The sequence below is a fragment of the Pseudomonas sp. BNK-7 genome (assembly GCF_048072025.1).
Taxonomy (GTDB): domain Bacteria; phylum Pseudomonadota; class Gammaproteobacteria; order Pseudomonadales; family Pseudomonadaceae; genus Aquipseudomonas; species Aquipseudomonas danubii.
The window spans coordinates 5614674-5636633 of record NZ_CP182252.1 but is presented as its reverse complement, the minus strand read 5'-3'; the positions used below and the strand labels follow the sequence as shown (position 1 = coordinate 5636633).

At 58.8% G+C, this 21960-nt stretch carries 17 protein-coding genes and 3 tRNA genes; 14 read left to right on the top strand and 6 right to left on the bottom strand.

The window, feature by feature from the left end; translation table 11 throughout:
- The first annotated feature begins 92 nt into the window (after positions 1 to 92).
- The 9 genes from ACMGF8_RS25410 to ACMGF8_RS25370 all read left to right on the top strand — a co-directional run bounded on the left by ACMGF8_RS25410 (position 93) and on the right by ACMGF8_RS25370 (position 9344).
- A tRNA-Arg gene (locus tag ACMGF8_RS25410) sits at positions 93 to 169 on the top strand.
- A gap of 32 nt (positions 170 to 201) precedes the next feature.
- A tRNA-His gene (locus ACMGF8_RS25405) sits at positions 202 to 277 on the top strand.
- Between the two features lie 57 nt (positions 278 to 334).
- Positions 335 to 419 (top strand) — tRNA-Leu (locus ACMGF8_RS25400).
- A gap of 412 nt (positions 420 to 831) precedes the next feature.
- Positions 832 to 2142, top strand: a complete 1311-nt coding sequence (gene tig / locus ACMGF8_RS25395) for a trigger factor (protein ID WP_102864650.1) — start codon at positions 832 to 834, stop codon at positions 2140 to 2142.
- 92 nt (positions 2143 to 2234) lie between these two features.
- The gene (gene clpP, locus ACMGF8_RS25390; protein ID WP_207166252.1) at positions 2235 to 2870 is read left to right on the top strand and encodes an ATP-dependent Clp endopeptidase proteolytic subunit ClpP; all 636 of its coding nucleotides are present in this window, start codon (positions 2235 to 2237) and stop codon (positions 2868 to 2870) included.
- Between the two features lie 112 nt (positions 2871 to 2982).
- Entirely contained in the window at positions 2983 to 4266 is a 1284-nt protein-coding gene (clpX, locus tag ACMGF8_RS25385; RefSeq protein ID WP_102864651.1) for an ATP-dependent Clp protease ATP-binding subunit ClpX, read from the top strand.
- Between the two features lie 162 nt (positions 4267 to 4428).
- Positions 4429 to 6825: an endopeptidase La gene (lon, locus tag ACMGF8_RS25380; RefSeq protein WP_102864652.1), complete on the top strand. Its 2397-nt coding sequence runs from the start codon at positions 4429 to 4431 to the stop codon at positions 6823 to 6825.
- Positions 6826 to 6973: 148 nt separating this feature from the next.
- Entirely contained in the window at positions 6974 to 7246 is a 273-nt protein-coding gene (locus ACMGF8_RS25375) for an HU family DNA-binding protein (protein WP_011062271.1), read from the top strand.
- A gap of 226 nt (positions 7247 to 7472) precedes the next feature.
- Positions 7473 to 9344, top strand: a complete 1872-nt coding sequence (locus tag ACMGF8_RS25370; RefSeq protein ID WP_102864653.1) for a SurA N-terminal domain-containing protein — start codon at positions 7473 to 7475, stop codon at positions 9342 to 9344.
- A gap of 69 nt (positions 9345 to 9413) precedes the next feature.
- On the opposite strand, the gene ACMGF8_RS25365 is transcribed toward ACMGF8_RS25370, so the two are convergent.
- On the bottom strand, positions 9414 to 10379 hold the full coding sequence (locus tag ACMGF8_RS25365; RefSeq protein WP_416757629.1) for an AraC family transcriptional regulator ligand-binding domain-containing protein: 966 nt from the start codon (positions 10377 to 10379) through the stop codon (positions 9414 to 9416).
- A gap of 66 nt (positions 10380 to 10445) precedes the next feature.
- Between ACMGF8_RS25365 and ACMGF8_RS25360 the strand changes: the two genes are divergently transcribed.
- Positions 10446 to 11324, top strand: a complete 879-nt coding sequence (locus ACMGF8_RS25360; RefSeq protein WP_102864655.1) for a sterol desaturase family protein — start codon at positions 10446 to 10448, stop codon at positions 11322 to 11324.
- Positions 11325 to 11382: 58 nt separating this feature from the next.
- Here ACMGF8_RS25360 and ACMGF8_RS25355 read toward each other — a convergent pair whose 3' ends face one another.
- Positions 11383 to 12588, bottom strand: a complete 1206-nt coding sequence (locus ACMGF8_RS25355) for an MFS transporter (protein WP_207166248.1) — start codon at positions 12586 to 12588, stop codon at positions 11383 to 11385.
- A 123-nt stretch (positions 12589 to 12711) separates the two neighbouring features.
- On the opposite strand from ACMGF8_RS25355, the gene ACMGF8_RS25350 reads away from it, so the two are divergent.
- Both ACMGF8_RS25350 and ACMGF8_RS25345 read left to right on the top strand, forming a co-directional pair.
- Positions 12712 to 13611 carry a LysR family transcriptional regulator gene (locus tag ACMGF8_RS25350; RefSeq protein WP_102864657.1) on the top strand — a complete coding sequence of 300 codons (900 nt, stop codon included), beginning with the start codon at positions 12712 to 12714 and terminating at the stop codon, positions 13609 to 13611.
- Positions 13612 to 13703: 92 nt separating this feature from the next.
- Entirely contained in the window at positions 13704 to 14555 is an 852-nt protein-coding gene (locus ACMGF8_RS25345; protein WP_207166247.1) for a DUF2242 domain-containing protein, read from the top strand.
- A gap of 348 nt (positions 14556 to 14903) precedes the next feature.
- Here the strand turns inward: ACMGF8_RS25345 and ACMGF8_RS25340 are convergent, their stop codons facing one another.
- On the bottom strand, positions 14904 to 15944 hold the full coding sequence (locus tag ACMGF8_RS25340; protein WP_102864660.1) for an AraC family transcriptional regulator: 1041 nt from the start codon (positions 15942 to 15944) through the stop codon (positions 14904 to 14906).
- A 3-nt stretch (positions 15945 to 15947) separates the two neighbouring features.
- Positions 15948 to 17078 carry a carbon-nitrogen hydrolase family protein gene (locus ACMGF8_RS25335; RefSeq protein ID WP_416757625.1) on the bottom strand — a complete coding sequence of 377 codons (1131 nt, stop codon included), beginning with the start codon at positions 17076 to 17078 and terminating at the stop codon, positions 15948 to 15950.
- Between the two features lie 209 nt (positions 17079 to 17287).
- Between ACMGF8_RS25335 and ACMGF8_RS25330 the strand changes: the two genes are divergently transcribed.
- The gene (locus tag ACMGF8_RS25330) at positions 17288 to 19327 is read left to right on the top strand and encodes an NADPH-dependent 2,4-dienoyl-CoA reductase (RefSeq protein WP_207166246.1); all 2040 of its coding nucleotides are present in this window, start codon (positions 17288 to 17290) and stop codon (positions 19325 to 19327) included.
- A gap of 75 nt (positions 19328 to 19402) precedes the next feature.
- On the top strand, positions 19403 to 20332 hold the full coding sequence (locus ACMGF8_RS25325; RefSeq protein WP_416760371.1) for a 1-aminocyclopropane-1-carboxylate deaminase/D-cysteine desulfhydrase: 930 nt from the start codon (positions 19403 to 19405) through the stop codon (positions 20330 to 20332).
- On the opposite strand, the gene ACMGF8_RS25320 is transcribed toward ACMGF8_RS25325, so the two are convergent.
- Positions 20323 to 20877 carry a cytochrome b gene (locus tag ACMGF8_RS25320; protein ID WP_207166245.1) on the bottom strand — a complete coding sequence of 185 codons (555 nt, stop codon included), beginning with the start codon at positions 20875 to 20877 and terminating at the stop codon, positions 20323 to 20325. The genes ACMGF8_RS25325 and ACMGF8_RS25320 overlap by 10 nt on opposite strands.
- 198 nt (positions 20878 to 21075) lie before the next feature.
- A complete protein-coding gene (gene phnX / locus ACMGF8_RS25315) occupies positions 21076 to 21903 on the bottom strand; it encodes a phosphonoacetaldehyde hydrolase (RefSeq protein ID WP_110652855.1) in 828 nt (275 codons plus the stop codon).
- Between the last annotated feature and the right edge of the window lie 57 nt (positions 21904 to 21960).

Here is a 21960-nt window from a genome sequence, read left to right as displayed (position 1 = left end):
CACTGGTTAAGAAAGTCGGGCAGAGTTGATGTTTGGCTCATAACGACTGAAAGCAATTAGTTTGTAATCGTTAAAGAATACAGATTAATAAGGCGCCCGTAGCTCAGCTGGATAGAGCATCCGCCTTCTAAGCGGATGGTCGCAGGTTCGAGTCCTGCCGGGTGCGCCATTAGGCAGCTTTGGCACAAGTAACGCAATATGGTGGGCGTAGCTCAGTTGGTAGAGCACAGGATTGTGACTCCTGTTGTCGTGGGTTCGATCCCCATCGTCCACCCCATATTCGAAGAAGGCGCCAGATTAATAGTCTGGCGCCTTTGCTTTAAAAGATTGTTAAGCGGACGTGGTGGAATTGGTAGACACACTGGATTTAGGTTCCAGCGCCGCAAGGTGTAAGAGTTCGAGTCTCTTCGTCCGCACCAATAAAGTAGCTAGTTAATAGCAGATTACGGCGCAGCACCTGAAAAGGGCTGCGCCGTTTTCGTTTTTGGGTCCGATATGTCTGGTGTTTCCACGCACAGTGGGGCGGCTGGGTTGGGCAATGGTTGGCCTTTGGTCGCTGGATGCTGGGATCTTGGCTATTGGTTGGTGTTTGTCAGGGAAGCTCTGGCCGGCTCCTTCTATATATAGAAGGGTTGGTGTAGAGGCTCTGGTTGGATTCGTAGTATTTGCTCTCATGGCGAGGCTCAATCCTTTGTCCTCGCCTTCACATTGTCGGCCGTTTTTTACCCGTTTTCAGTAGGGTGACTTCTTGAGTTTGACCCACTAGAATGCATGCCCTTGATTCTGGGGTCGGAAAACGGCCGGCTAACGTCTGTGCAACGAGGAATATCCATGCAAGTTTCTGTTGAAAATACTTCTGCTCTTGAGCGCCGCATGAGCATCACCGTGCCGGCTGAGCGCATCGAGAGCCAGGTCAACAAGCGTCTGCAGCAGACTGCCCAAAAGGCCAAAATTGCGGGCTTCCGTCCTGGCAAGGTTCCAATGAGCGTGATTCGTCAGCGTTATGAGGCTGATGCGCGTCAAGAAGCAGTGGGTGATGTGATCCAGGCTTCCTTCTATGAGGCCGTTGTTGAGCAGAAGCTGAACCCAGCTGGCGCTCCTTCGGTCGAGCCTAAGGTGTTGGAGAAGGGCAAGGATCTGGAATATGTTGCCACTTTCGAAGTCTTCCCAGAGTTCACGGTTGCCGGTTTCGAAAACATCGCCGTTGAGCGTCTGAGCGCTGACGTAGCTGATGCTGATCTGGACAACATGCTGGAGATCCTGCGTAAGCAGAATGTTCGCTTTGAAGTTGTTGATCGCGCTGCGCAGAACGATGATCAACTGAACATCGACTTCGTGGGTAAGGTTGACGGTGAAGCTTTTGCAGGCGGTTCGGCTAAAGGCACTCAGTTGGTACTGGGCTCTGGCCGCATGATCCCTGGCTTCGAAGACGGTCTGGTTGGCGCCAAGGCTGGTGAAGAGCGTGTCCTGAACCTGACCTTCCCTGAGAACTATCAGAACCTGGATCTGGCCAACAAGGCTGCCGAGTTCACCGTGACTGTTAACAGCGTTTCCGAGCCTAAGCTGCCTGAGCTGACTGAAGAGTTCTTTGCTCAATTCGGTATCAAGGAAGCCGGCCTGGAAGGTTTCCGTGCCGAAGTTCGCAAGAACATGGAGCGTGAGCTGCGTCAGGCCATCAAGTCCAAGGTGAAGAATCAGGTAATGGACGGTCTGCTGGCCTCCAACCCGATCGAAGTGCCAAAGGCGCTGCTGGACAACGAAGTTAATCGTCTGCGCGTTCAGGCTGTCCAGCAATTCGGTGGCAACATCAAGCCGGATCAGCTGCCTGCCGAGCTGTTCGAAGAGCAAGCCAAGCGCCGCGTAGTGCTGGGCCTGATCGTTGCTGAAGTTGTTAAGCAATTCGATCTGAAGCCTGATGAAGACCGCGTTCGCGAGCTGATCCAGGAAATGGCTTCGGCTTACCAGGAGCCTGAGCAGGTCGTGTCCTGGTACTACAAGAACGAGCAGCAATTGAACGAAGTCCGTTCGGTTGTGCTGGAAGAACAAGTTGTGGATACTGTTCTGCAGAAAGCTAGCGTGACCGACAAATCGGTCTCTTACGAAGAAGCGGTCAAGCCGGTAGAAGCACCTCAAGCCGACTGATTTTCTTCTCGTTCGAAGCACACACCATAAGCCAGCCTTCGCGCTGGCTTATGCGTATTCAAGACGTGACTATTTGGGAGTGACTGCAGAGCATGTTCCGTAATTCTTATATTCAGCAGAACTCTGATATCCAGGCCGCAGGCGGCCTGGTCCCGATGGTTGTCGAGCAGTCCGCTCGTGGCGAGCGCGCCTACGACATCTACTCGCGCCTCCTCAAGGAGCGAGTGATCTTTCTGGTAGGTCCTGTAGAAGACTACATGGCCAACCTGATTTGTGCGCAACTGCTATTCCTTGAAGCGGAAAACCCGGACAAGGACATCCATCTCTATATCAACTCCCCGGGCGGCTCGGTAACGGCTGGCATGTCGATCTACGACACCATGCAGTTCATCAAGCCTAACGTTTCAACCACCTGTATTGGTCAGGCATGCAGCATGGGTGCCTTCTTGCTGACGGCCGGTTCCCCTGGCAAACGTTTCTGCCTGCCAAACTCCCGAGTGATGATTCACCAGCCCCTGGGCGGTTTCCAAGGCCAAGCGTCGGATATAGAAATCCATGCCAAGGAAATCCTCTTCATCCGTGAGCGTCTCAACACGCTGATGGCCAAGCATAGCGGGCGCACTCTGGAAGAAATCGAGCGCGATACCAATCGTGATAACTTCATGAGCGCCGAAGCAGCGCGTGAGTACGGGTTGATCGATGAAGTAATCAACCAACGCCCCGCTTAAAATAAGCAGCTCAAAATAGGCTTGGTCAGTTGTTCTGATCAGTGGCGGGCTTGAAAAAGCCCGCAATAGCCTTCATCTTGTGTTGCAAGCCTATCGGATTTGGATCGAACGAATGACTGACACCCGCAACGGCGAGGACAACGGCAAACTGCTTTATTGCTCCTTCTGTGGCAAAAGCCAGCATGAAGTACGCAAATTGATTGCCGGCCCCTCGGTCTTTATCTGCGACGAGTGCGTCGACTTGTGCAATGACATCATCCGTGAGGAGGTGCAGGAAGCACAGGCCGAGAGCAGCGCGCATAAATTGCCTTCGCCTAAAGAAATCAGCGGCATCCTTGATCAATACGTGATTGGTCAGGAGCGTGCAAAAAAGGTTCTAGCTGTAGCGGTGTACAACCACTACAAGCGCCTGAATCAGCGTGACAAGAAAAGTGACGACGTCGAGCTTGGTAAGAGCAACATCTTGCTGATCGGCCCTACAGGTTCGGGTAAGACGCTGCTGGCGGAAACCCTGGCCCGTCTGTTGAATGTACCGTTCACGATCGCCGACGCAACCACCCTGACCGAAGCTGGTTATGTGGGTGAGGATGTCGAGAACATCATTCAGAAGTTGCTGCAGAAGTGCGATTACGACGTAGAAAAAGCTCAAATGGGCATCGTCTACATCGATGAAATCGATAAGATTTCCCGCAAGTCTGACAACCCTTCGATTACTCGGGATGTTTCCGGTGAAGGCGTTCAGCAAGCCCTGTTGAAGTTGATTGAAGGTACGGTTGCTTCCGTTCCGCCACAAGGTGGTCGCAAGCACCCGCAGCAGGAATTCCTGCAAGTCGATACTCGTAACATCCTGTTCATCTGTGGTGGCGCGTTCTCCGGGCTGGAAAAGGTTATTCAAAACCGCTCTACCCGTGGCGGCATTGGTTTCAATGCTGAAGTGCGTAGCAAGGAAGAGGGCAAGAAGGTTGGTGAGTCCCTGCGTGAAGTCGAGCCTGACGATTTGGTCAAGTTCGGTCTGATCCCGGAGTTCGTTGGCCGTCTGCCAGTCCTGGCGACCCTGGATGAGTTGGATGAAGCTGCATTGATTCAGATCCTCACTGAACCGAAGAATGCCTTGACCAAGCAGTACGCCAAGTTGTTCGAGATGGAAGGTGTTGATCTGGAGTTCCGCACTGACGCCTTGAAGTCAGTCGCCAAGCGGGCACTTGAGCGCAAGACAGGTGCTCGTGGCCTGCGTTCGATTCTCGAAGGTGTTCTGCTCGACACTATGTACGAGATCCCCTCGCAATCCGAGGTGAGTAAAGTAGTGATCGATGAAAGCGTCATTGAAGGCAAGTCCCAGCCACTGTACATCTATGAAAACAGTGAGCCGACGGCCAAGGCGGCGCCAGACGCGTAAGCGTCGCGCTGTTGGATTGAAAGAAGGGGCCTTCGGGCCCCTTTGCTTTTAGCGTCTTAAAGTGCTGTCTTTAAGCTTGTTTTTTTTACAGGCAGCCCCCATCTTGGTTTCAAGCTTACTTCCATCTGTTTACGGCCGTACGGCCGCCGTAGAGGCGAAATCATGAAGACAACCATCGAATTGCCTCTCCTGCCATTGCGTGATGTTGTGGTCTATCCGCACATGGTTATCCCGCTGTTCGTGGGGCGCGAGAAGTCGATCGAAGCCCTCGAGGCAGCGATGACGGGCGACAAGCAGATTCTCTTGCTGGCACAGAGAAACCCTGCTGATGACGATCCCGGTGAAGATGCACTCTATCGCGTAGGTACCATTGCAACTGTCTTGCAGTTGCTCAAGTTGCCTGATGGCACCGTCAAGGTGTTGGTTGAAGGCGAGCAACGCGGCGCTGTCGAACGCTTCAGTGAAGTTGATGGTCATTGCCGTGCCGAAGTCTCCCTGATTGACGAAGTAGATGCTCCTGATCGTGAGTCAGAGGTGTTTGTTCGCAGTCTGCTGTCCCAGTTTGAGCAATATGTGCAACTGGGTAAGAAAGTTCCTGCCGAGGTGTTGTCCTCCCTCAACAGTATCGACGAGCCAAGCCGCCTGGTGGATACCATGGCCGCGCATATGGCGTTGAAGATCGAGCAGAAACAGGAAATCCTCGAGATCATTGATCTGTCTGCTCGGGTCGAGCACGTCCTGGCATTGCTGGACGCCGAGATCGACCTGCTGCAAGTTGAAAAGCGCATTCGTGGCCGCGTCAAAAAGCAAATGGAACGCAGCCAGCGCGAGTACTACCTGAATGAGCAGATGAAGGCCATTCAAAAGGAGCTGGGCGATGGTGACGAGGGTCACAATGAAATCGAAGAGCTGAAAAAGCGCATCGATGCCGCCGGCCTGCCAAAAGATGCGATGACCAAAGCTCAGGCCGAGCTCAACAAGCTCAAGCAGATGTCGCCGATGTCTGCCGAGGCTACGGTGGTTCGCTCCTATATTGATTGGCTGGTTCAAGTGCCTTGGAAGGCCCAGAGCAAGGTGCGTCTCGACCTGGCGCGTGCCGAGGATATTCTCGACGCCGATCACTATGGTTTGGAGGAGGTCAAAGAGCGGATTCTCGAATATCTCGCCGTACAAAAGCGCGTGAAGAAGATTCGTGGTCCGGTGCTGTGCCTCGTCGGTCCTCCTGGGGTAGGTAAGACCTCTCTTGCGGAGTCGATCGCCAATGCGACCAACCGTAAGTTTGTGCGTATGGCGCTGGGTGGCGTACGTGATGAAGCGGAAATCCGTGGGCATCGTCGAACTTACATCGGTTCGATGCCAGGAAGATTGATTCAAAAGATGACAAAGGTTGGGGTTCGCAACCCGCTGTTCCTGCTCGACGAAATCGACAAGATGGGCAGTGATATGCGTGGTGATCCGGCGTCGGCGTTGCTGGAGGTTCTGGACCCTGAGCAGAACCACAACTTCAACGATCATTATCTGGAAGTTGATTACGACTTGTCCGATGTGATGTTCCTTTGCACCTCCAACTCGATGAATATTCCTCCAGCATTGCTGGACCGGATGGAGGTGATTCGTCTGCCTGGCTACACCGAGGACGAGAAGATCAACATCGCGGTCAAGTACCTGTCGCCCAAGCAGATTCAGGCCAATGGACTGAAGAAAGGCGAGCTGGAATTCGACCCCGATGCGATTCGCGACATCATCCGCTACTACACCCGCGAAGCCGGTGTGCGGGGCCTGGAGCGTCAGATCGCCAAGGTCTGCCGCAAGGCGGTGAAAGAGCATGCGATGGAAAAACGCTTCTCTGTTAAGGTCACTTCCGATCTGCTGGAACACTTTCTGGGCGTGCGTAAATTCCGCTACGGCCTGGCGGAGCAGCAGGATCAGATCGGCCAAGTGACCGGCCTGGCCTGGACTCAGGTAGGCGGTGAGTTGCTGACGATCGAAGCCGCTGTGGTTCCAGGCAAGGGTCAGTTGATCAAGACCGGCTCCCTGGGCGATGTCATGGTCGAGTCGATCACTGCCGCGCTGACCGTGGTACGCAGTCGTGCCAAGAGCCTGGGTATTCCCTTGGACTTCCACGAGAAGCGCGACACCCACATCCACATGCCGGAAGGGGCTACCCCTAAAGACGGCCCTAGCGCGGGCATAGGCATGTGCACGGCGTTGGTTTCGGCGCTGACCGGCATTCCTGTGCGGGCTGATGTAGCGATGACAGGGGAGATCACCCTACGCGGTCAGGTATTGGCCATCGGCGGGCTGAAAGAGAAATTACTTGCAGCTCATCGGGGTGGAATCAAGACGGTGATCATTCCTGAAGAGAATGTTCGCGATTTGAAAGAAATTCCTGACAATATCAAGCAGGATCTGCAGATTAAACCAGTTAAATGGATTGACGAAGTCCTGCAAATTGCGCTGCAATACGCGCCGGAGCCCTTGCCGGATGTGGCTCCCGAGATAGTTGCAAAGGACGAAAAACGCGAGTCTGACTCTAAGGAAAGAATTAGCACGCATTAGTACGCATTAGCCTGGGGGGCTTCCTTGACAGCTTTTTAGAGCCCTTGTTATAAAGCGGCTCTTAAGTGTCTGTAGGCCATTCAGCACTCGTTTTTGCTTTCACCAAAAAACTTAGAATCATACTCATAGATATGTAAGGGGACTTAGAGTGAACAAGTCGGAACTGATTGATGCTATCGCTGCATCTGCTGATCTCCCGAAAGCTGCTGCTGGCCGTGCGCTGGACGCAGTAATCGAATCCGTTACTGGCGCTCTGAAGGCCGGTGACTCTGTTGTTCTGGTTGGTTTCGGTACTTTCTCCGTAACGGATCGTCCAGCTCGTATCGGTCGCAACCCACAGACCGGTAAGACTCTGGAAATCGCTGCTGCTAAAAAGCCAGGTTTCAAAGCCGGTAAAGCACTGAAAGAAGCCGTAAACTAAGTTTCTTCAGGGTCTTTGCCCATCCGGGTCGGGGTCATGCCTGATCTGGCAGCGGGGCGCCAGTAGGCCGGTGCATCACCGGCCAATGCCGAGGGTCGCAGGTTCAGCTCTCGTCCGCTCCGCCAGTTACGAGAAGGCGCATCCTCGGATGCGCCTTTCTTCTATCCGGACTCTACCCACACTCCACGGTTGCTTAAATTGAAGTACAGCCGTTTCTGGGGGACGCATGCTGCAGAATATCAGGGACAACTCACAAGGCTGGATTGCCAAAACCATCATCGGGGTCATCGTCGCATTGCTGGCGTTGACCGGTTTCGATGCCATTTTCCAGGCCACTACCCATAACCAGGACGCGGCCAAGGTCAACGGCGAGGAAATCACTCAGAACGAGTTGAGCCAGGCCGTCGACATGCAACGTCGTCAACTGATGCAACAGTTGGGCAAAGATTTCGATGCCTCCCTGCTGGATGAGAAGATGCTGCGCGAAGCCGCGTTGAAAGGGCTGATCGACCGCAAACTGTTGCTGCAAGGTGCACAGGATTCCAAGTTTGCCTTCTCCGAGGGCGCGCTGGATCAGGTGATCCTGCAAACGCCGGAATTCCAGGTTGAAGGCAAATTCAGCCCTGAGCGTTTCGATCAGGTGATTCGTCAGTTGGGCTACACCCGTCTGCAATTCCGCCAGATGCTGGCTCAGGAAATGCTGATCGGTCAGGTGCGTGCCGGTCTGGCGGGCAGTGGTTTCGTGACCGATGCTCAGGTACTGGCGTTCGCTCGTCTGGAAAAACAGACTCGAGATTTCGCTTCACTGAGCATCAAGGCTGATCCGGCAGCGATCAAGCTGACCGATGACGAGGTCAAGGCCTATTACGATCAGCACGCCAAGGAGTTCATGACTCCCGACCAAGTGGTGATTGATTACATCGAGCTGAAGAAGGCTGCCTTCTTTGACCAGGTCAGTGTCAAGGACGAGGACCTGCAGGCGCTGTATCAGAAGGAAATCGCCAACCTGTCCGAGCAACGTCGTGCCGCGCACATCCTGATCGAAGTCAACGATAAGGTGAACGAGGCTCAGGCCAAGGCCAAGGTCGAAGAGATCCAGGCGCGTCTGGCCAAAGGCGAAAGCTTCGAGGCACTGGCCAAGGAATTCTCCCAGGATCCAGGCTCGGCTAATAACGGTGGCGACTTGGGCTATGCCGGTCCAGGTGTTTATGACCCAACCTTCGAGAAGGCGCTGTATGCGCTGAATAAGGATCAGGTCTCGGCCCCGGTGCGTACGGACTTCGGTTTCCACCTGATCAAGCTGTTGGGCATCGAAGCACCGGAAGTGCCGAGCTTCGCCAGTCTCAAGGACAAGCTGACCCGCGACTTGAAAACTCAGCAGGTCGAGCAGCGTTTCGTCGAGGCGACCAAGCAGCTGGAGGACTCTTCGTTCGAGGCCTCCGATCTGGCACAACCGGCTCAGGAACTGAAGCTGACTGTTCACACCTCCGCGCCATTCGGCCGTGACGGTGGCGACGGTATCGCTGCCAACCGTGCAGTGGTGCAAGCAGCGTTCAGCACCGAAGTCCTCGATGAGGGTTCCAACAGCACCGCCATCGAACTGGACCCGGAAACTGTCGTGGTGCTGCGAGCCAAAGAGCATCGCAAACCTGAGCAACTGCCTCTGGAAAGCGTCGCCAGTGCCATTCGCACGCAATTGGCCAAGGAGCACGCCAGTGCTGCGGCCAAGACCAAGGCTGAAGAGCTGATTGCCAGCTTGCGTGATGGCAAGACCGCGCTGAACAAGCCGGTTGATGGCCAGAACTGGAAAGTCGCACAAGCGGTGACCCGTGGTCAGGATGGTATCGATCCAACTGTTCTGCAGGCGTTGTTCCGCATGAGCAAGCCTGAGTCCAAGGACAAACCGACCTTCACTAGCGTGACCCTGCCTAACGGCAATCTGCTGGTGCTGCAGCTCAATGCCGTCAATGAAGCCGCTGCGCCGACCGAGGAAGAGAAGGCTCAATACCGTCGCTTCCTGGCCTCGCGGGTAGGGCAGCAAGATTTTGCTGCCTACCGCAAGCAGCTGGAAAACCAGGCGGACATCAAGCGTTACTAATGCCTGAACCGCAGTGTTGAAAAGACCCCGGCCGCAATGCCGGGGTCTTTTTTTGAGCTCGGATAAACCTCAGGTGCCGGTGGTGTGCCAGCGCTTGCGCGCATGCAGATAGGCCGCCTGATCGTTGTAACCCAGCTGTAGCGCAATCTGCGTCCGGGATTCGCCTTGCAATTCCAGATGCATTTCCAGCTCGGCGCGGGTCTGGTCCAGCAACTGGCGAAAACTCAGCCCCTGTTCCGCGAGACGTCGCCGCAGCGTGCGTGGGGTTTGATGCAGATGGGCACAAAGGCTTTCCAGGGTTACTGGATGGCCAGCCGCCAGGGCCTGACGACAGGCCCTGGCCACCTTGGCTGGCCAACCGCTCAGCCGTTGGTGCAGGGCCACCCGCCGATCCAGCTCTTCGCTCAACAGGTCGAGCATGCCGGCGTGGCGGGTCTGCAGTGGCAGTTGCAGGCTTTGCGGGTCGAAGTAGAAACGGTTGGCCCGGCAATCAAATTCGATACGGTCGCCAAACCAATGCTGGTATTGCGCGTGATAGTCGGGACGCGAATGGCTGAAGCAGGCCAGCACGGGCCGAACCGCAAGACCAGTACCACGCCGCAGTTGAGTGATGGACATGACTCCATAGTGTTCGATCAGGTAGCGGCTCAACTCCGCCGAGGTGTCGATATGGATTTCAACACCAGAACCTCGGGCATCGGTCACCCGTTGCACGCGATCGGTGTCCGAGCCTAACGGCGCATAGCGAACCCAGAATGCCATGGACGCGGCAACATCCGGGCAGTAGAGGCTGGCGTGGGCAATAACGTGCCAGTCCTGGGGTGTGAAGCGTTCGAACAGTTTGAGGCCTATGGCCGGCTCCAACGCTGCCGCGGCGCGCCATAGCTGTTCCAGGTGCAGCAGGTTGTAGTCCTGGTGCGAGGCGGTGCTCTGGTCATTGAGGAAGCGTTGCAAGACTTCGCCGAGGCGTCCTCGATGAAAGCGCGGGGCCGCTCGGTTGGCCGGATCTCGCTGGATTCTGTCCATTTCGCGCATAGAGAGGGCTGCCTTGCTGATCTCTAATGGTCGGGCGTTGCCCATAAGGATAAGAGCGAGAATGCCATGAACCACGATCTGATGACCAACAACCCCCTGTTGATCGTTTCGGCGATCTTTGTGTTTTTCATCCTCCTGGAAATAGCTTGTTCAGCCTTTCGCCAACCCCGTGGCCAGCGCCGCGACGTGCTGATCGAGGCGGTGGGCTCAAGCCTGTTGCTTGGCGTGACCTTTCCCCTGGTGATGTGGGCCAGCGGTGCGCTCATGGGCCTGGCACTGCCACAAGCCAAGGGCATGCTGGCGGATACGCCCTGGGTGCTTGGTCTGCTGTTGTTCCTGATCTTCGATGACATGACCCAATACTGGTGGCACCGCCTGACCCATCGTCTCCCCGCGCTGTATGCCCTGCACCGGGCTCACCATTCAGCGCCCTACATGAGCATTCGCATCGTTTATCGCAACAACAGCTTCTATTACCTGCTGATGCCAGGAATCTGGTTCTCCGGGGTGCTGATCTACTTGGGGCTGGCGCCGGTCTATTACGGTTACCTGATTCTCAAGATGACGGTGATCTTCGCCGCACACAGCAGCGTGGCCTGGGACGACAAGCTGTACCGCATCGGTTTTCTCCGGCCACTGATGTGGCTGGTGGAGCGAGTCTTTTCAACGCCTTCGACCCATTCGGCTCACCATGGCCTGAGCGCCGAGGATGGCGTGACCCACTACAAGGGCAACTTCGGTAACTTGCTGTTCCTCTGGGATGTGCTGTTTGGCACCGCGAAGATCACCCGCCGCCGGCCCGTTACCTTCGGTATCGAGCACTTGGCGCCGGTGAGCTGGAAGGAGGAGCTGTTCTGGCCGTTGGTACGCAGTCGCAAAGCCCGATCCGCTGCGCACGCAAAAGTGGATACTGCTTTGCAGACTGGCGCTTCGGCTGAAGGCTAGCGACCTGGCAGGCTCCGTTGCCGCGAGAACGCCCGATTGCCAAGGCTTGGGTCGAGGATCAGCGTCTGACTGGAAAGCCCTGGTGCCGGGCGTTCACCGCCACCACCAGGCTGATCAGCAACAGCGCGGCAATCACCCAGGGGAAGATCGCCACTCCCGGCCCTTGCAGCAGCAAGGCGCCACCCAGGCCGCCACCGGCGATCGCCAGGTTCCATAGGGTGACCAGCATCGACTGCGCAGTGTCAGCGTGCTCGCCTGCGGCCTTGGCCAGTGCGGTTTGCAGCAGGGTGGCCATACCGCCGAAGGACAGCCCCCAGATAGCGGTCGCCCCATAGATCGCCACTGGCCAGTCACCCAGCAGCCCCAGCATCAGGGTCGAGCCGATGAACAGCAGGCAACTGACCAGCACCAGTTGACGCAGCCAGCGATCGATCAGCAGGCCCACCAGCCAGATGCTCAACAATGCGGCCAGGCCAAATACCAGCAACACCCGCTCGATCTGCTCACCAAGCCCGACCGGCTGAAGAAAGGGCGCGATGTAGGTGTAGAGAATGTTGTGTCCCAGTACATAGGCAAAAGTCACGAACAGCACTGGTCGGATCCCCGGCAAGGCCAGGACTCGAGCCAGCGACAAGCGCTTCTGCGCGCGCAGCCCCGGGAAGTCCGGCACCTGAACCAGTACCCAGCCAATTAGCCCCAGGGTCAGCAAGGTCATGACAGCAAAGCTCATGCGCCAGCCCACCAGGTTGCCCAGCCAGGTTCCAGCGGGCATTCCCACCGACAGAGCCACCGGCGCGCCGAGCATGGCCAGCGTGATTGCCCGGCCTTGCAAGTGAGGCGCCACCATGCGGCTGGCATAGCCGGCCAGCAAGGCCCAGAGCAGGCCGGCGAAGACCCCGGCGAAAAAGCGTGCCACCAGAATCAGGCTGTAGTCACTGGAGAGGGCGGTAACACTGTTGACCAGGGCAAAGCCGGCGATGGCCAGCAACAGTAAGGGGCGCCGCCGCCAGCCCTGGGTGAGGATGATCAGCGGGATGGCGGCCAGTAGCGAACCCAGGGCATAGAAGGTCACCAGCTGGCCAATCAGTGCAGGTGAGACGCCAAGGTTGGCACTCATTTGTGGCAGCAGCCCAGCCGGCAGGGTCTCGGTCATCAGGGTAATGAAACCGGCGCTGGCGAGAGCCAGCAGGCCGCCGACAGGCAGGCGTTCGCGGGTCTCGGCGGGTGCTTGTAGCAGTTCACAGGCATTGGCGGAGTTGCTCATGGTCGGGCACCGTTGTGCAGGGGCAGAAATGAAGCTCACAGGGTAGGGTTCTGTGCATGGCGGAAAAATAGGCTAAGGTTCCGAACTTATCGGACACAGAAGTCCTTAATCGCAGGAGGCAGAATGGACTGGCTGGGCAGTATTCCGGTGTTCATGCAGGTGGCCGAGACACGTAGCTTTACCGAAGCGGGGCGGCTATTGGGAGTGTCCTCCTCAGCCGTGGGCAAGAGCATCGCGCGGCTTGAGGAGCGTCTGGAGACGCGCCTGTTCCATCGCACCACCCGCAGTATCAGCCTGACCGCCGAGGGGGCCGGGTTCCTCGAGCGCTGCCGCCGGATAGCTACCGAAGCGGAGGCTGCGGAGTTCCAGCTGTGCGATTCCTCCAGTGCGCCTGTAGGTAAGTTGCGGATCAGCGCTCCCCAAGTTCACGGGCTGTTGATGCCGGTACTGGCGGAGTTCATGCAGCTCTATCCACAGATCGAGCTGGACGTGGACCTTTCCGATCGCATGGTGGACGTGGTGGAGGAGGGGTTTGATCTGGTAGTGCGCACGGGCAATCCCAAGGACTCCCGGCTCCTGGCCCGACAATTGGGGCGCTTTCACATGGTGCTGGTGGGCAGTCCCGACTATTTCAAGCAGCGCGGCCTGCCGCAATGCCCCCAGCAACTGCGCGAGCACGCCTGCCTGCGGCACACCTTTCACCACACCGGCAAACTTGAGCCGTGGCCGTTCAAGCCCCAGGCCCACTTACCGGAACCGCTGCTGCCGACCCGCTTGACCAGCAGCTCCATCGAGGCTGTGGAACACGCTGCCCGCAGCGGTTTGGGTATCGCCTGTTTGCCGGATTTCATGGTGCAGGCGGCGGTTCGCCGGGGAGCGTTGCAGACAGTGCTCGACGAGTACCTGGAACACAGCGGCACGTTCTGGGTGCTGTGGCCATCGAGCCGGCATGCAGCGGCCAAGCTGAGGGTGTTGATCGAGCACTTGAGCGAGCGACTTTTTCCGGCAAACAACGGTCAGTAAACTTGTGTGAAATTTAAGACACCAATTACCTGCGCGGTGTGGCATTGATCTGTTGCACAATACGCGCCGGAGCGTTTTCCTCAGGATTTTCGATGTTTAGATCATTTCATCTGCGCGCCGCAGCCACGGCATTGCTGCTGTCCGCTGTCGCCGGTTGTTCGACGCACAAGACCGCCATCTACGAGCATGAAAGCTTCGATGATTCCGGCACTTTTTCGCGCAATTACCCGGTCAGCGATACCGCTTCCTGTGAAGCCGCACGCCGGGCTCTGCTGAGCCAGGGCTACATCATCACCAGCAACGACCCGAAGCTGGTCAGTGGCCACAAGAGCTTCCAGCAGACCGGTGAGACCCATCTGGAGATCAGCTTCAATGTGGTCTGTGCCCAGGATGGCAGCGGCGACCAACGTTCGACGGTGTTTGCCAACGCTTTGCAGGACCGTTATGCACTCAAGAAGGTGAACAACTCGGCGAGCCTGGGCGTCGGAGTGCTGGGTTCGGTGTCGATGCCGATCGGTTCCACCGACGACTCCATGGTCAAGGTGGCCAGTGAGACGGTGTCGTCCGCCAAGTTCTATGAGCGCTACTTTGCCTTGGTCGAGCTGTTTTTGCCCCAGGAAGTGAAGAAGGCTGCACATATCGAAGAGAAGCCCAAGGCTGATCTGGGGGTTCCCGAAAACAAGCCCGAGGCGGAACCCAAGCCTGAGTCCAAGCCACAGAGCGAAGTGATCGAGCCGAGTGCTGTGGTCGCACCGCTGGTGCCCGCCAATGAGCCTGAGCCAACGCTCTCCCAGCCCGTGGCTCCACCAGCGGAAGTCGCGCCGATTGTGCCGGCTGCCAGCAGCGAGCTGGCGCCTGCCAATCAAGCCGTCACTGCACCCCCCGCCAGCAGTCTGCCGCCGCCGACCGAGCCGATTCCCGCTCTGCCGGGCAGCGGGCACTGATCGGTTCCAGGGTGCTCGGGCCGACTCTTTAAAGTCGGCCCGATGTTTACATCGCGCTCGCCTTCGACTGCAATCATTGCCGTTGCATGGGTATCCACAGCTTAAATTTCTCACGGGCTGTTACGTTTTAACGACATAAATCTTGACCGGGGGGGTAGTATTTTTTCTGTCATCCCGGCACTTTATGCTGGTCCCGACAGTCATTAGGCACAGGGTTATTCAATCAACGGAAAAGGAGTCCGCCATGGACGAATACCAAGAGGAACTGCTGGAGTATCAAGCTTTTGAGCTCGATCCCCTGGAACCAGCAGAAGACGCCACCGAGCTGTAACGCCGGTGGCGTTTTTTTTAGCCGAATTGTCGGTGGCTGCGCCGGAATTCCCCCGGGGTCTGCCCGTTCCAACGCTTGAAAGCCCGTTGAAATGCCTCGGCTGAGGCAAAGCCCAACAGATAGGCGATCTCGCCGAATGCCAGTTCGGTATCGCGGATATAGGTCATGGCCAGGTCGCGGCGAGTGTCGTTGAGAATCGCTCGAAACTGCGTCCCTTCTTCCGCCAGCTTGCGCCGCAGGGTCCAGGTCGGCAGCTTCAGGCGCATCGCCACTTCTTCCAGGTCCGGCTCACGGCCACCGTTGAGCAGAGGGCCCAACAGCTGGATGATGCGTTCGCGCAGGCTGCGGGTCCGGGTCAACTGTTCCAGTTCTCTTTCACATAGCTGCACCAGATGCCGCCAGGTGCTGGGGCAATGCTCCGGATTGCGCAGGGCCAGGTTGGCCTGGCTCAAGCGCAGCTGGTTCTGTTCAGCACCGAACTGGATGGGCGTTGGGCCGAGCAGGGCATAGGCGTCGTGATAGTCCGGGCGCTCGAACTCGATGTCGATCTGCTCGGCATGAATGGCCTGGCCGCAAAGACTCGACAGCTGCTGAAGCCAGCCGGACATGATCGAGTCCACGACGAAACGGTTGTAGGCGTTGTAGGGGCTGATGGAATAAAAGCGCAGCCAGGCACCGTTGGCGTCTTCGTGAAAGCTCGACTGGCCGCGATAGTTGGAGCCGTACAAGGCCTCGAAACGGGTCAGGCAGCGAGCCGCTTCGCGCACGGTAGGGGCTTGCGCGGCAGTCACCCCAGCAAGGCCCATCTGGCTCAGGCGACTCAGGCGGCCCATGCGCAGACCCAGTGCCGGGTCACCGGTCAGCTGGATCGCCCCGTGGCCCAGGCGCATGTAGCGGGGGATCGACAAGCGTGCCCCGGCCTCCCCCAGCCTGGCGGCGTCCAGTGCGTATTGTTCCAGCAACGGTGTCGGGTCCAGCCCATGACTGCGTACCGCGTCCACCAGGCTGTGGACGAACCCCACCGAGAGGTCTCCCAGGCGCATCGGCGGCGTCTTCATCGACTACAACCAGATGTTCAGCAAGCGAGCACCCCGGGTGCCCTCGTCGGCAAAGGTCTGGCCATTGCTGTTGATAAAGCTCTGGCCGCTGCTGCGCTGGTCCCAGAACTGGCCACGCAGGAACACGCTGACCCCGGCACTGGCCAGGCTGCTGGGCGGGCGGGCAGTGAGGGTCAGGCGATGCCAGGCCTCGCCTTCGCTGGCTTCCTCGGGCTTGAGGCTGACTTCACTGGGGGTGGCGATGCTCTTGTAACCGCGCCAGGGTTTGTCCCAGCCGTCGCGGCCCATGACAAAGGCTGGGACTGCCACCAATTGAGTGCTCTGCTCATTGAGCTTGCGATAGTTTTCCGGGTACCAGCTGTCGCTGCCGATCAGTACGCCGAGCCGTCCGGCGGGGGTATCGATCACCCGTAGCGCTGTTTCGGTATCGCCCTTCAGGTAGCCGCTTTCGGCATAGGTCGGGTAGATCTGCCGCTGGGGCTGGCCCATGGGCAGGCCATCGCTGCCGAACACCAGGCTGCTGTTGTACAGGGCGCCGCTGCCAATCTGCAGGGTGCCCTGACTGACACTGGGCTCCGGCAGAATGATGGTGCCGGCCACCAGGGTCACCTGGAACTCCTTGGCCAGGCCGCCGAACAGCCACTGATAGTCCTTGGCCATTTTCTTCGCCTTCATGCGCAGATACGCATCGTCCAGGCGACTGTCGCCCCTGGCGCTGATCAGCGCCTTGAGAAACGGCAAGGGGTTGCTCACGGCCAGCCAGTTCATCGCTTCTTTCAAGGAGGTGGTCTGGTACAGCTCGTTCTTTTCACCACTGACCATCAGCCAGGTGCCGATATGCTCCGGTAGCACGACGATGGTCTTGGCGTTGACCAGGCCTTTGTCAGTGGCTTGCTGCAAGTAGGCCGCCAGCTTGCGATGCAGGCGTTCGATGTTCTGGTAGTCGGTGGGGAACAGTTCAGGCTGAATCGCCAGCAGGTTGCCATTATCGGCTGGCACGCCTTGATCCACCGCGAGCTGGATGCGCAGGTCCGACAGGTAGTGCGCCTCTGGACGGTCGCGAGTCCAGATTGCGTAGCGGGTGGCGGCTGCAAGCAGGGCCAGAGTGAGGGTGATGTAGAGAAGTTTGCGCATGGGGAAACAGTCAGCGGCCGTGTGCAGGAGTCGTCGACTAGGGTAGGGCCCGGGCCGACGCTTGCCAAGGGGCGCTGTGCGTTTGGATCAATAAGTTGTCAGTTACGGTCATTGAGCGCCGGATACTGTGCTCTTAGTCTGTGGAGCACTACCGATGGAAGACGCAGAGCTTCCACATTTTCCGTGATTGCCCGATCTGGAGTGACACCATGGCTGCCGCACCTTACCCGCACTTGCTGGCCCCCCTCGACCTGGGGTTCACCACCCTGCGCAACCGCACCCTGATGGGGTCCATGCACACCGGTCTGGAAGAGAAGCCCGGCGGTTTCGAGCGCATGGCGGCGTATTTTGCCGAGCGTGCCCGCGGCGGCGTGGGCCTGATGGTCACCGGCGGTATCGGTCCCAACGACGAGGGCGGGGTGTATTCCGGCGCTGCCAAACTGACCACCGAAGAAGAGGCCCTCAAGCACCAGATCGTCACTCGTGCGGTGCACGAGGCGGGTGGCAAGATCTGCATGCAGATTCTTCACGCCGGGCGTTATGCCTACAGCCCCAAGCAGGTCGCCCCTAGCGCGATCCAGGCGCCGATCAACCCGTTCAAGCCCAAGGAGCTGGACGAGGAAGGCATCGAGAAGCAGATCCGCGACTTCGTCACCTGCTCGACCCTGGCCCAGAAAGCCGAGTACGACGGCGTCGAAATCATGGGCTCGGAAGGTTATTTCATTAACCAGTTCCTGGCGGCCCACACCAACCACCGTACCGACCGCTGGGGCGGCAGCTACGAAAACCGCATGCGCCTGCCAGTGGAAATCGTTCGCCGGGTGCGTGAGGCGGTCGGTCCGAACTTCATCATCATCTTCCGCCTGTCGATGCTCGACCTGGTGGAAGGCGGCAGCACCTGGGAAGAAATCGTGCAGCTGGCCCAGGCCATCGAACAGGCCGGCGCCACCATCATCAATACCGGGATCGGCTGGCACGAAGCGCGAATTCCCACCATCGCCACCAAGGTGCCTCGCGCCGCATTCAGCAAAGTCACGGCCAAGCTGCGCGGTTCGGTGAGCATTCCGCTGATCACCACCAACCGCATCAACACCCCGGAAATCGCTGAGCAGATCCTCGCCGAGGGCGATGCCGACATGGTTTCCATGGCTCGGCCGTTCCTCGCCGATCCGGACTTCGTCAATAAAGCCGCCGCCGGTCGCGCCGACGAGATCAACACCTGCATCGGCTGTAACCAGGCGTGCCTGGACCATACCTTCGGCGGCAAGCTCACCAGTTGCCTGGTCAACCCCCGTGCCTGCCACGAGACCGAGCTGAACTACCTGCCGGTCACGCAGATCAAGAAGATTGCCGTAGTGGGGGCCGGCCCGGCGGGCCTGTCCGCCGCTACCGTGGCCGCTGAACGTGGCCATCAGGTGACCCTGTTCGACTCCGCCAGCGAGATCGGTGGCCAGTTCAACATCGCCAAGCGGGTGCCGGGCAAGGAGGAGTTCTATGAAACCCTGCGTTACTTCAAGCGCAAGCTGCAGACCAGCCATGTCGAGCTGTGCCTGAACACCCGGGTGGATGTGGAGCAACTGGTGGCCGGCGGTTTTGACGAAATCATCCTGGCCACCGGTATCGCCCCGCGTGTGCCGGCGATTCCCGGGGTGGAGCATCCCAAGGTCCTGAGCTACCTGGATGTGTTGCTGGAGCGCAAGCCGGTTGGCAAGAGCGTGGCAGTGATCGGTGCCGGTGGCATTGGCTTCGACGTTTCCGAGTTCCTGGTGCACCAGGGCGTGGCCACCAGCCAGGACCGTGAAGCGTTCTGGAAGGAATGGGGCATCGACACCCAGCTCGAAGCCCGTGGCGGCGTAGCGGGAATCAAGGCTGAGCCCCATGCACCGGCCCGTCAGGTGTTCCTGCTGCAGCGCAAGAAAACCAAGGTTGGCGACGGCCTGGGCAAGACCACCGGCTGGATTCACCGCACCGGGTTGAAGAACAAGCAGGTACAGATGCTCAACAGCGTCGAATACCTGAAGATCGACGACGCCGGTCTGCATATCCGCATTGGCGAGGCAGGAGAACCCCAGGTGCTGCCGGTCGACAACATCGTCATCTGCGCCGGTCAGGACCCGCTGCGTGAGCTGCAGGACGGCCTGCTGGCCGCAGGGCAGAATGTGCACTTGATCGGCGGCGCCGATGTGGCCGCGGAGCTCGACGCCAAGCGTGCCATCAATCAGGGCTCGCGCCTGGCGGCACAGCTGTAACGGCGTCAGCGACACGCAGCGGGCAAAGAGGCGCACTGGTAGACTGCGCCTCTTTGCATGTTGAACCTGACGCCGATGTCCTTTCCCGATTCCTTCGATTGGCTGCCCCAGGCACCGCTGCAACGGTTGGACCTGGACTGGCTGTCTCAAGCCGGGGTCGAGGTGGCGGTGCTGCGCCTGGACCTGATCGATCCACTGATCAGCGGCAACAAGTGGTTCAAGCTGACCGAGCACCTGGCAGCCGCACGCCAGTGTGGTGCCGCCGGCATCATCAGCCTGGGCGGTGCCCATTCCAATCATCTGCACGCCCTGGCCGCTGCCGGTCGACGTTTTGCCTTCCCCACGGTCGGGCTGTTGCGCGGCCATCCACAAGACACCCCGACCGTGCGCGACCTGCAGCGTTTCGGCATGCAGGTGCACTGGCTGGGTTACGCCGGTTACCGGAGGCGCCATGCCCCCGGTTTCTGGGCGCCTTGGCAGGCGCAGTACCCCGATCTGTATCCGGTGCCCGAGGGGGGCGGTGGCCTGGCGGGCGCTTCAGGCTGCCGGCCGTTGCTACAACAGGTGCAGCAACAGTTACCGGCCTTGGGCTGGAGCGACTATCACGGTTGGTGGCTGGCCGTCGGTACTGGCACCACCCTGGCTGGGTTGGTGCTGGCGGAGGCTGGCGTGCACCCGGTGTATGGCGCACTGGCAGTGCCTGCGGATCACGGGGTGGCGCAGCAGGTTGCGGATATTTTGCAGGAGGCCGGGCTGAACAGTGGGCGTTATGAGCTGCTGGACAGCAGTCGTGGCGGTTTTGCCAAGGTCGACGCAGAGTTGCGGGAGTTCATCCAACTGAGTGAGCGATACAGCGGCTTGCCATTGGAACCGCTGTACACCGGCAAGGCCCTGCTGGCCTTGCAGGCGCAGGTCCTGGCCGGGCGTTTTGCCGCGGGTAGCCGGTTGATCTTCGTGCATACCGGCGGCTTGCAAGGCCGCCGTGGATTCGCCGATCAGGCCTGATCCGGTTTGCGCCACATGCGTTGCAGGGTGTTATCGCGCATCACGTAGTGGTGATAGAGCCCGGCCAGGGCATGCAGTCCGATCAGCCAGTAGCCGAAGGTACCCAGCAGTTCGTGCCAGCCCTGGAGTTGTTTGGCCAGGTTTTTGTCCTCTGTCACCAGCAGCGGCAGATCGAAGCCGTAGAACATCACTTGATGGCCCTTGGCGCTGGTGGTCAGCCAACCGAGCAGCGGCATGGCGATCATGAACAGGTAGAGCGCCCAGTGCATGAGCGTCGCCAGCAGCCGTTGCCACTGGGGCGGGTTGGGCACGATCTTCGGTGCGACGCCCTGGGTGCGCGCGAACAGGCGCAGCCAGACCAGAACGAACACCGTCAGGCCGAGCATGAAGTGGGCTTCGACAATCAGCGTGCGAGCGCCGCTGCCCTTGGGAAAGATGCCGCGAAATTCGATACAGGCGTAAACCACCGCCAAGAGCACCAGCATCAACCAGTGCAGGGTGATCGTCATGCTGCTGTAGCGAGACTCAGTGTTTTTCCAGGGCATACGGGACATCCTCGGTCATCAGGTCTGAAGCCTCCGTTCTTGAATGACGGAGTGCTGTAACTGTAATCCGCTATCCGAGGGTTTGCCTGAGTCGACAGGGGCTTTTATCGCCCTTGCCAGGGCCCTGGCGGGGCAATGCCCGATAAAAAAACGGCGGTGCCAGGAGCGCCGCCGTTTGGTTGTGGAGCTGGGGCCTGATCAGTGGCTCTGGGGCATCTCTCCTCGGGCCAGGCGCTGGTTGATGTCGGCGATGACCTGAGGCAGATCGGCAATGGTGTCGATCATGTAGTGCGGGCGCGAAGCCTCGAACAGTTTATGGATGCGCTTGCGCTCGCTGGCCAGAGTGTCGCTGGCCAGGGCACGGAAGCCGTCATAGCTCAGGCCCAGGGCGTTGCCCGAGCAGATCAGGGCCACGGTCCACATGCCGGCGCGACGGCCTTCGAGAATCCCTGGCACGGTGTCGTCGATCTTCACGCAGGCGGCAACATCATCGATGCCCAGGGCGATCACATTGGCCAGGGCCTGGGCCGGCCAGGGGCGACCGTTGGGCACTTCGTCGGTGGCCACTACATGGTCGGCGACGTAGCCGTTGCTGGCGGCCAGGGCCACCACCTTGTCCATCACCTGCTTGGGGTAGCCGGAGCAGGAGCCGATCTTGATGCCTTGCTCGCGCAGCTTGGCAATCACTTCCAGGGCGCCGGGAATCAGTGCCGAATGCTCGGCGATTTTCTCGATCTGCAATGGCATGAAGCGCTCGTAGATGGCTGTGACGTCGGCATCGGTGGGTGTACGGCCGAAGACTTTACGGTAGCGCTCGGCCACCTCCGGCAGGTCGCACAGGGTGCGGATATGGTCCCACTTACCCATGCCCATGGGGCCGCGAGCTTCTTCGATAGACACCTGCACATCGAATTCGGCAAAGGCTTCGACAAAAATCTGCGTCGGAGCGAAGGAGCCGAAGTCCACCACGGTGCCGGCCCAGTCGAGGATCGCTGCTTGCAACTGAGAAGGGTTGCTGTAGTTCATGGTTTCAATGCCTGTGTAGGAGCGAGTTTGCTCGCGGAAAAAGGTTCGGGATCGCAG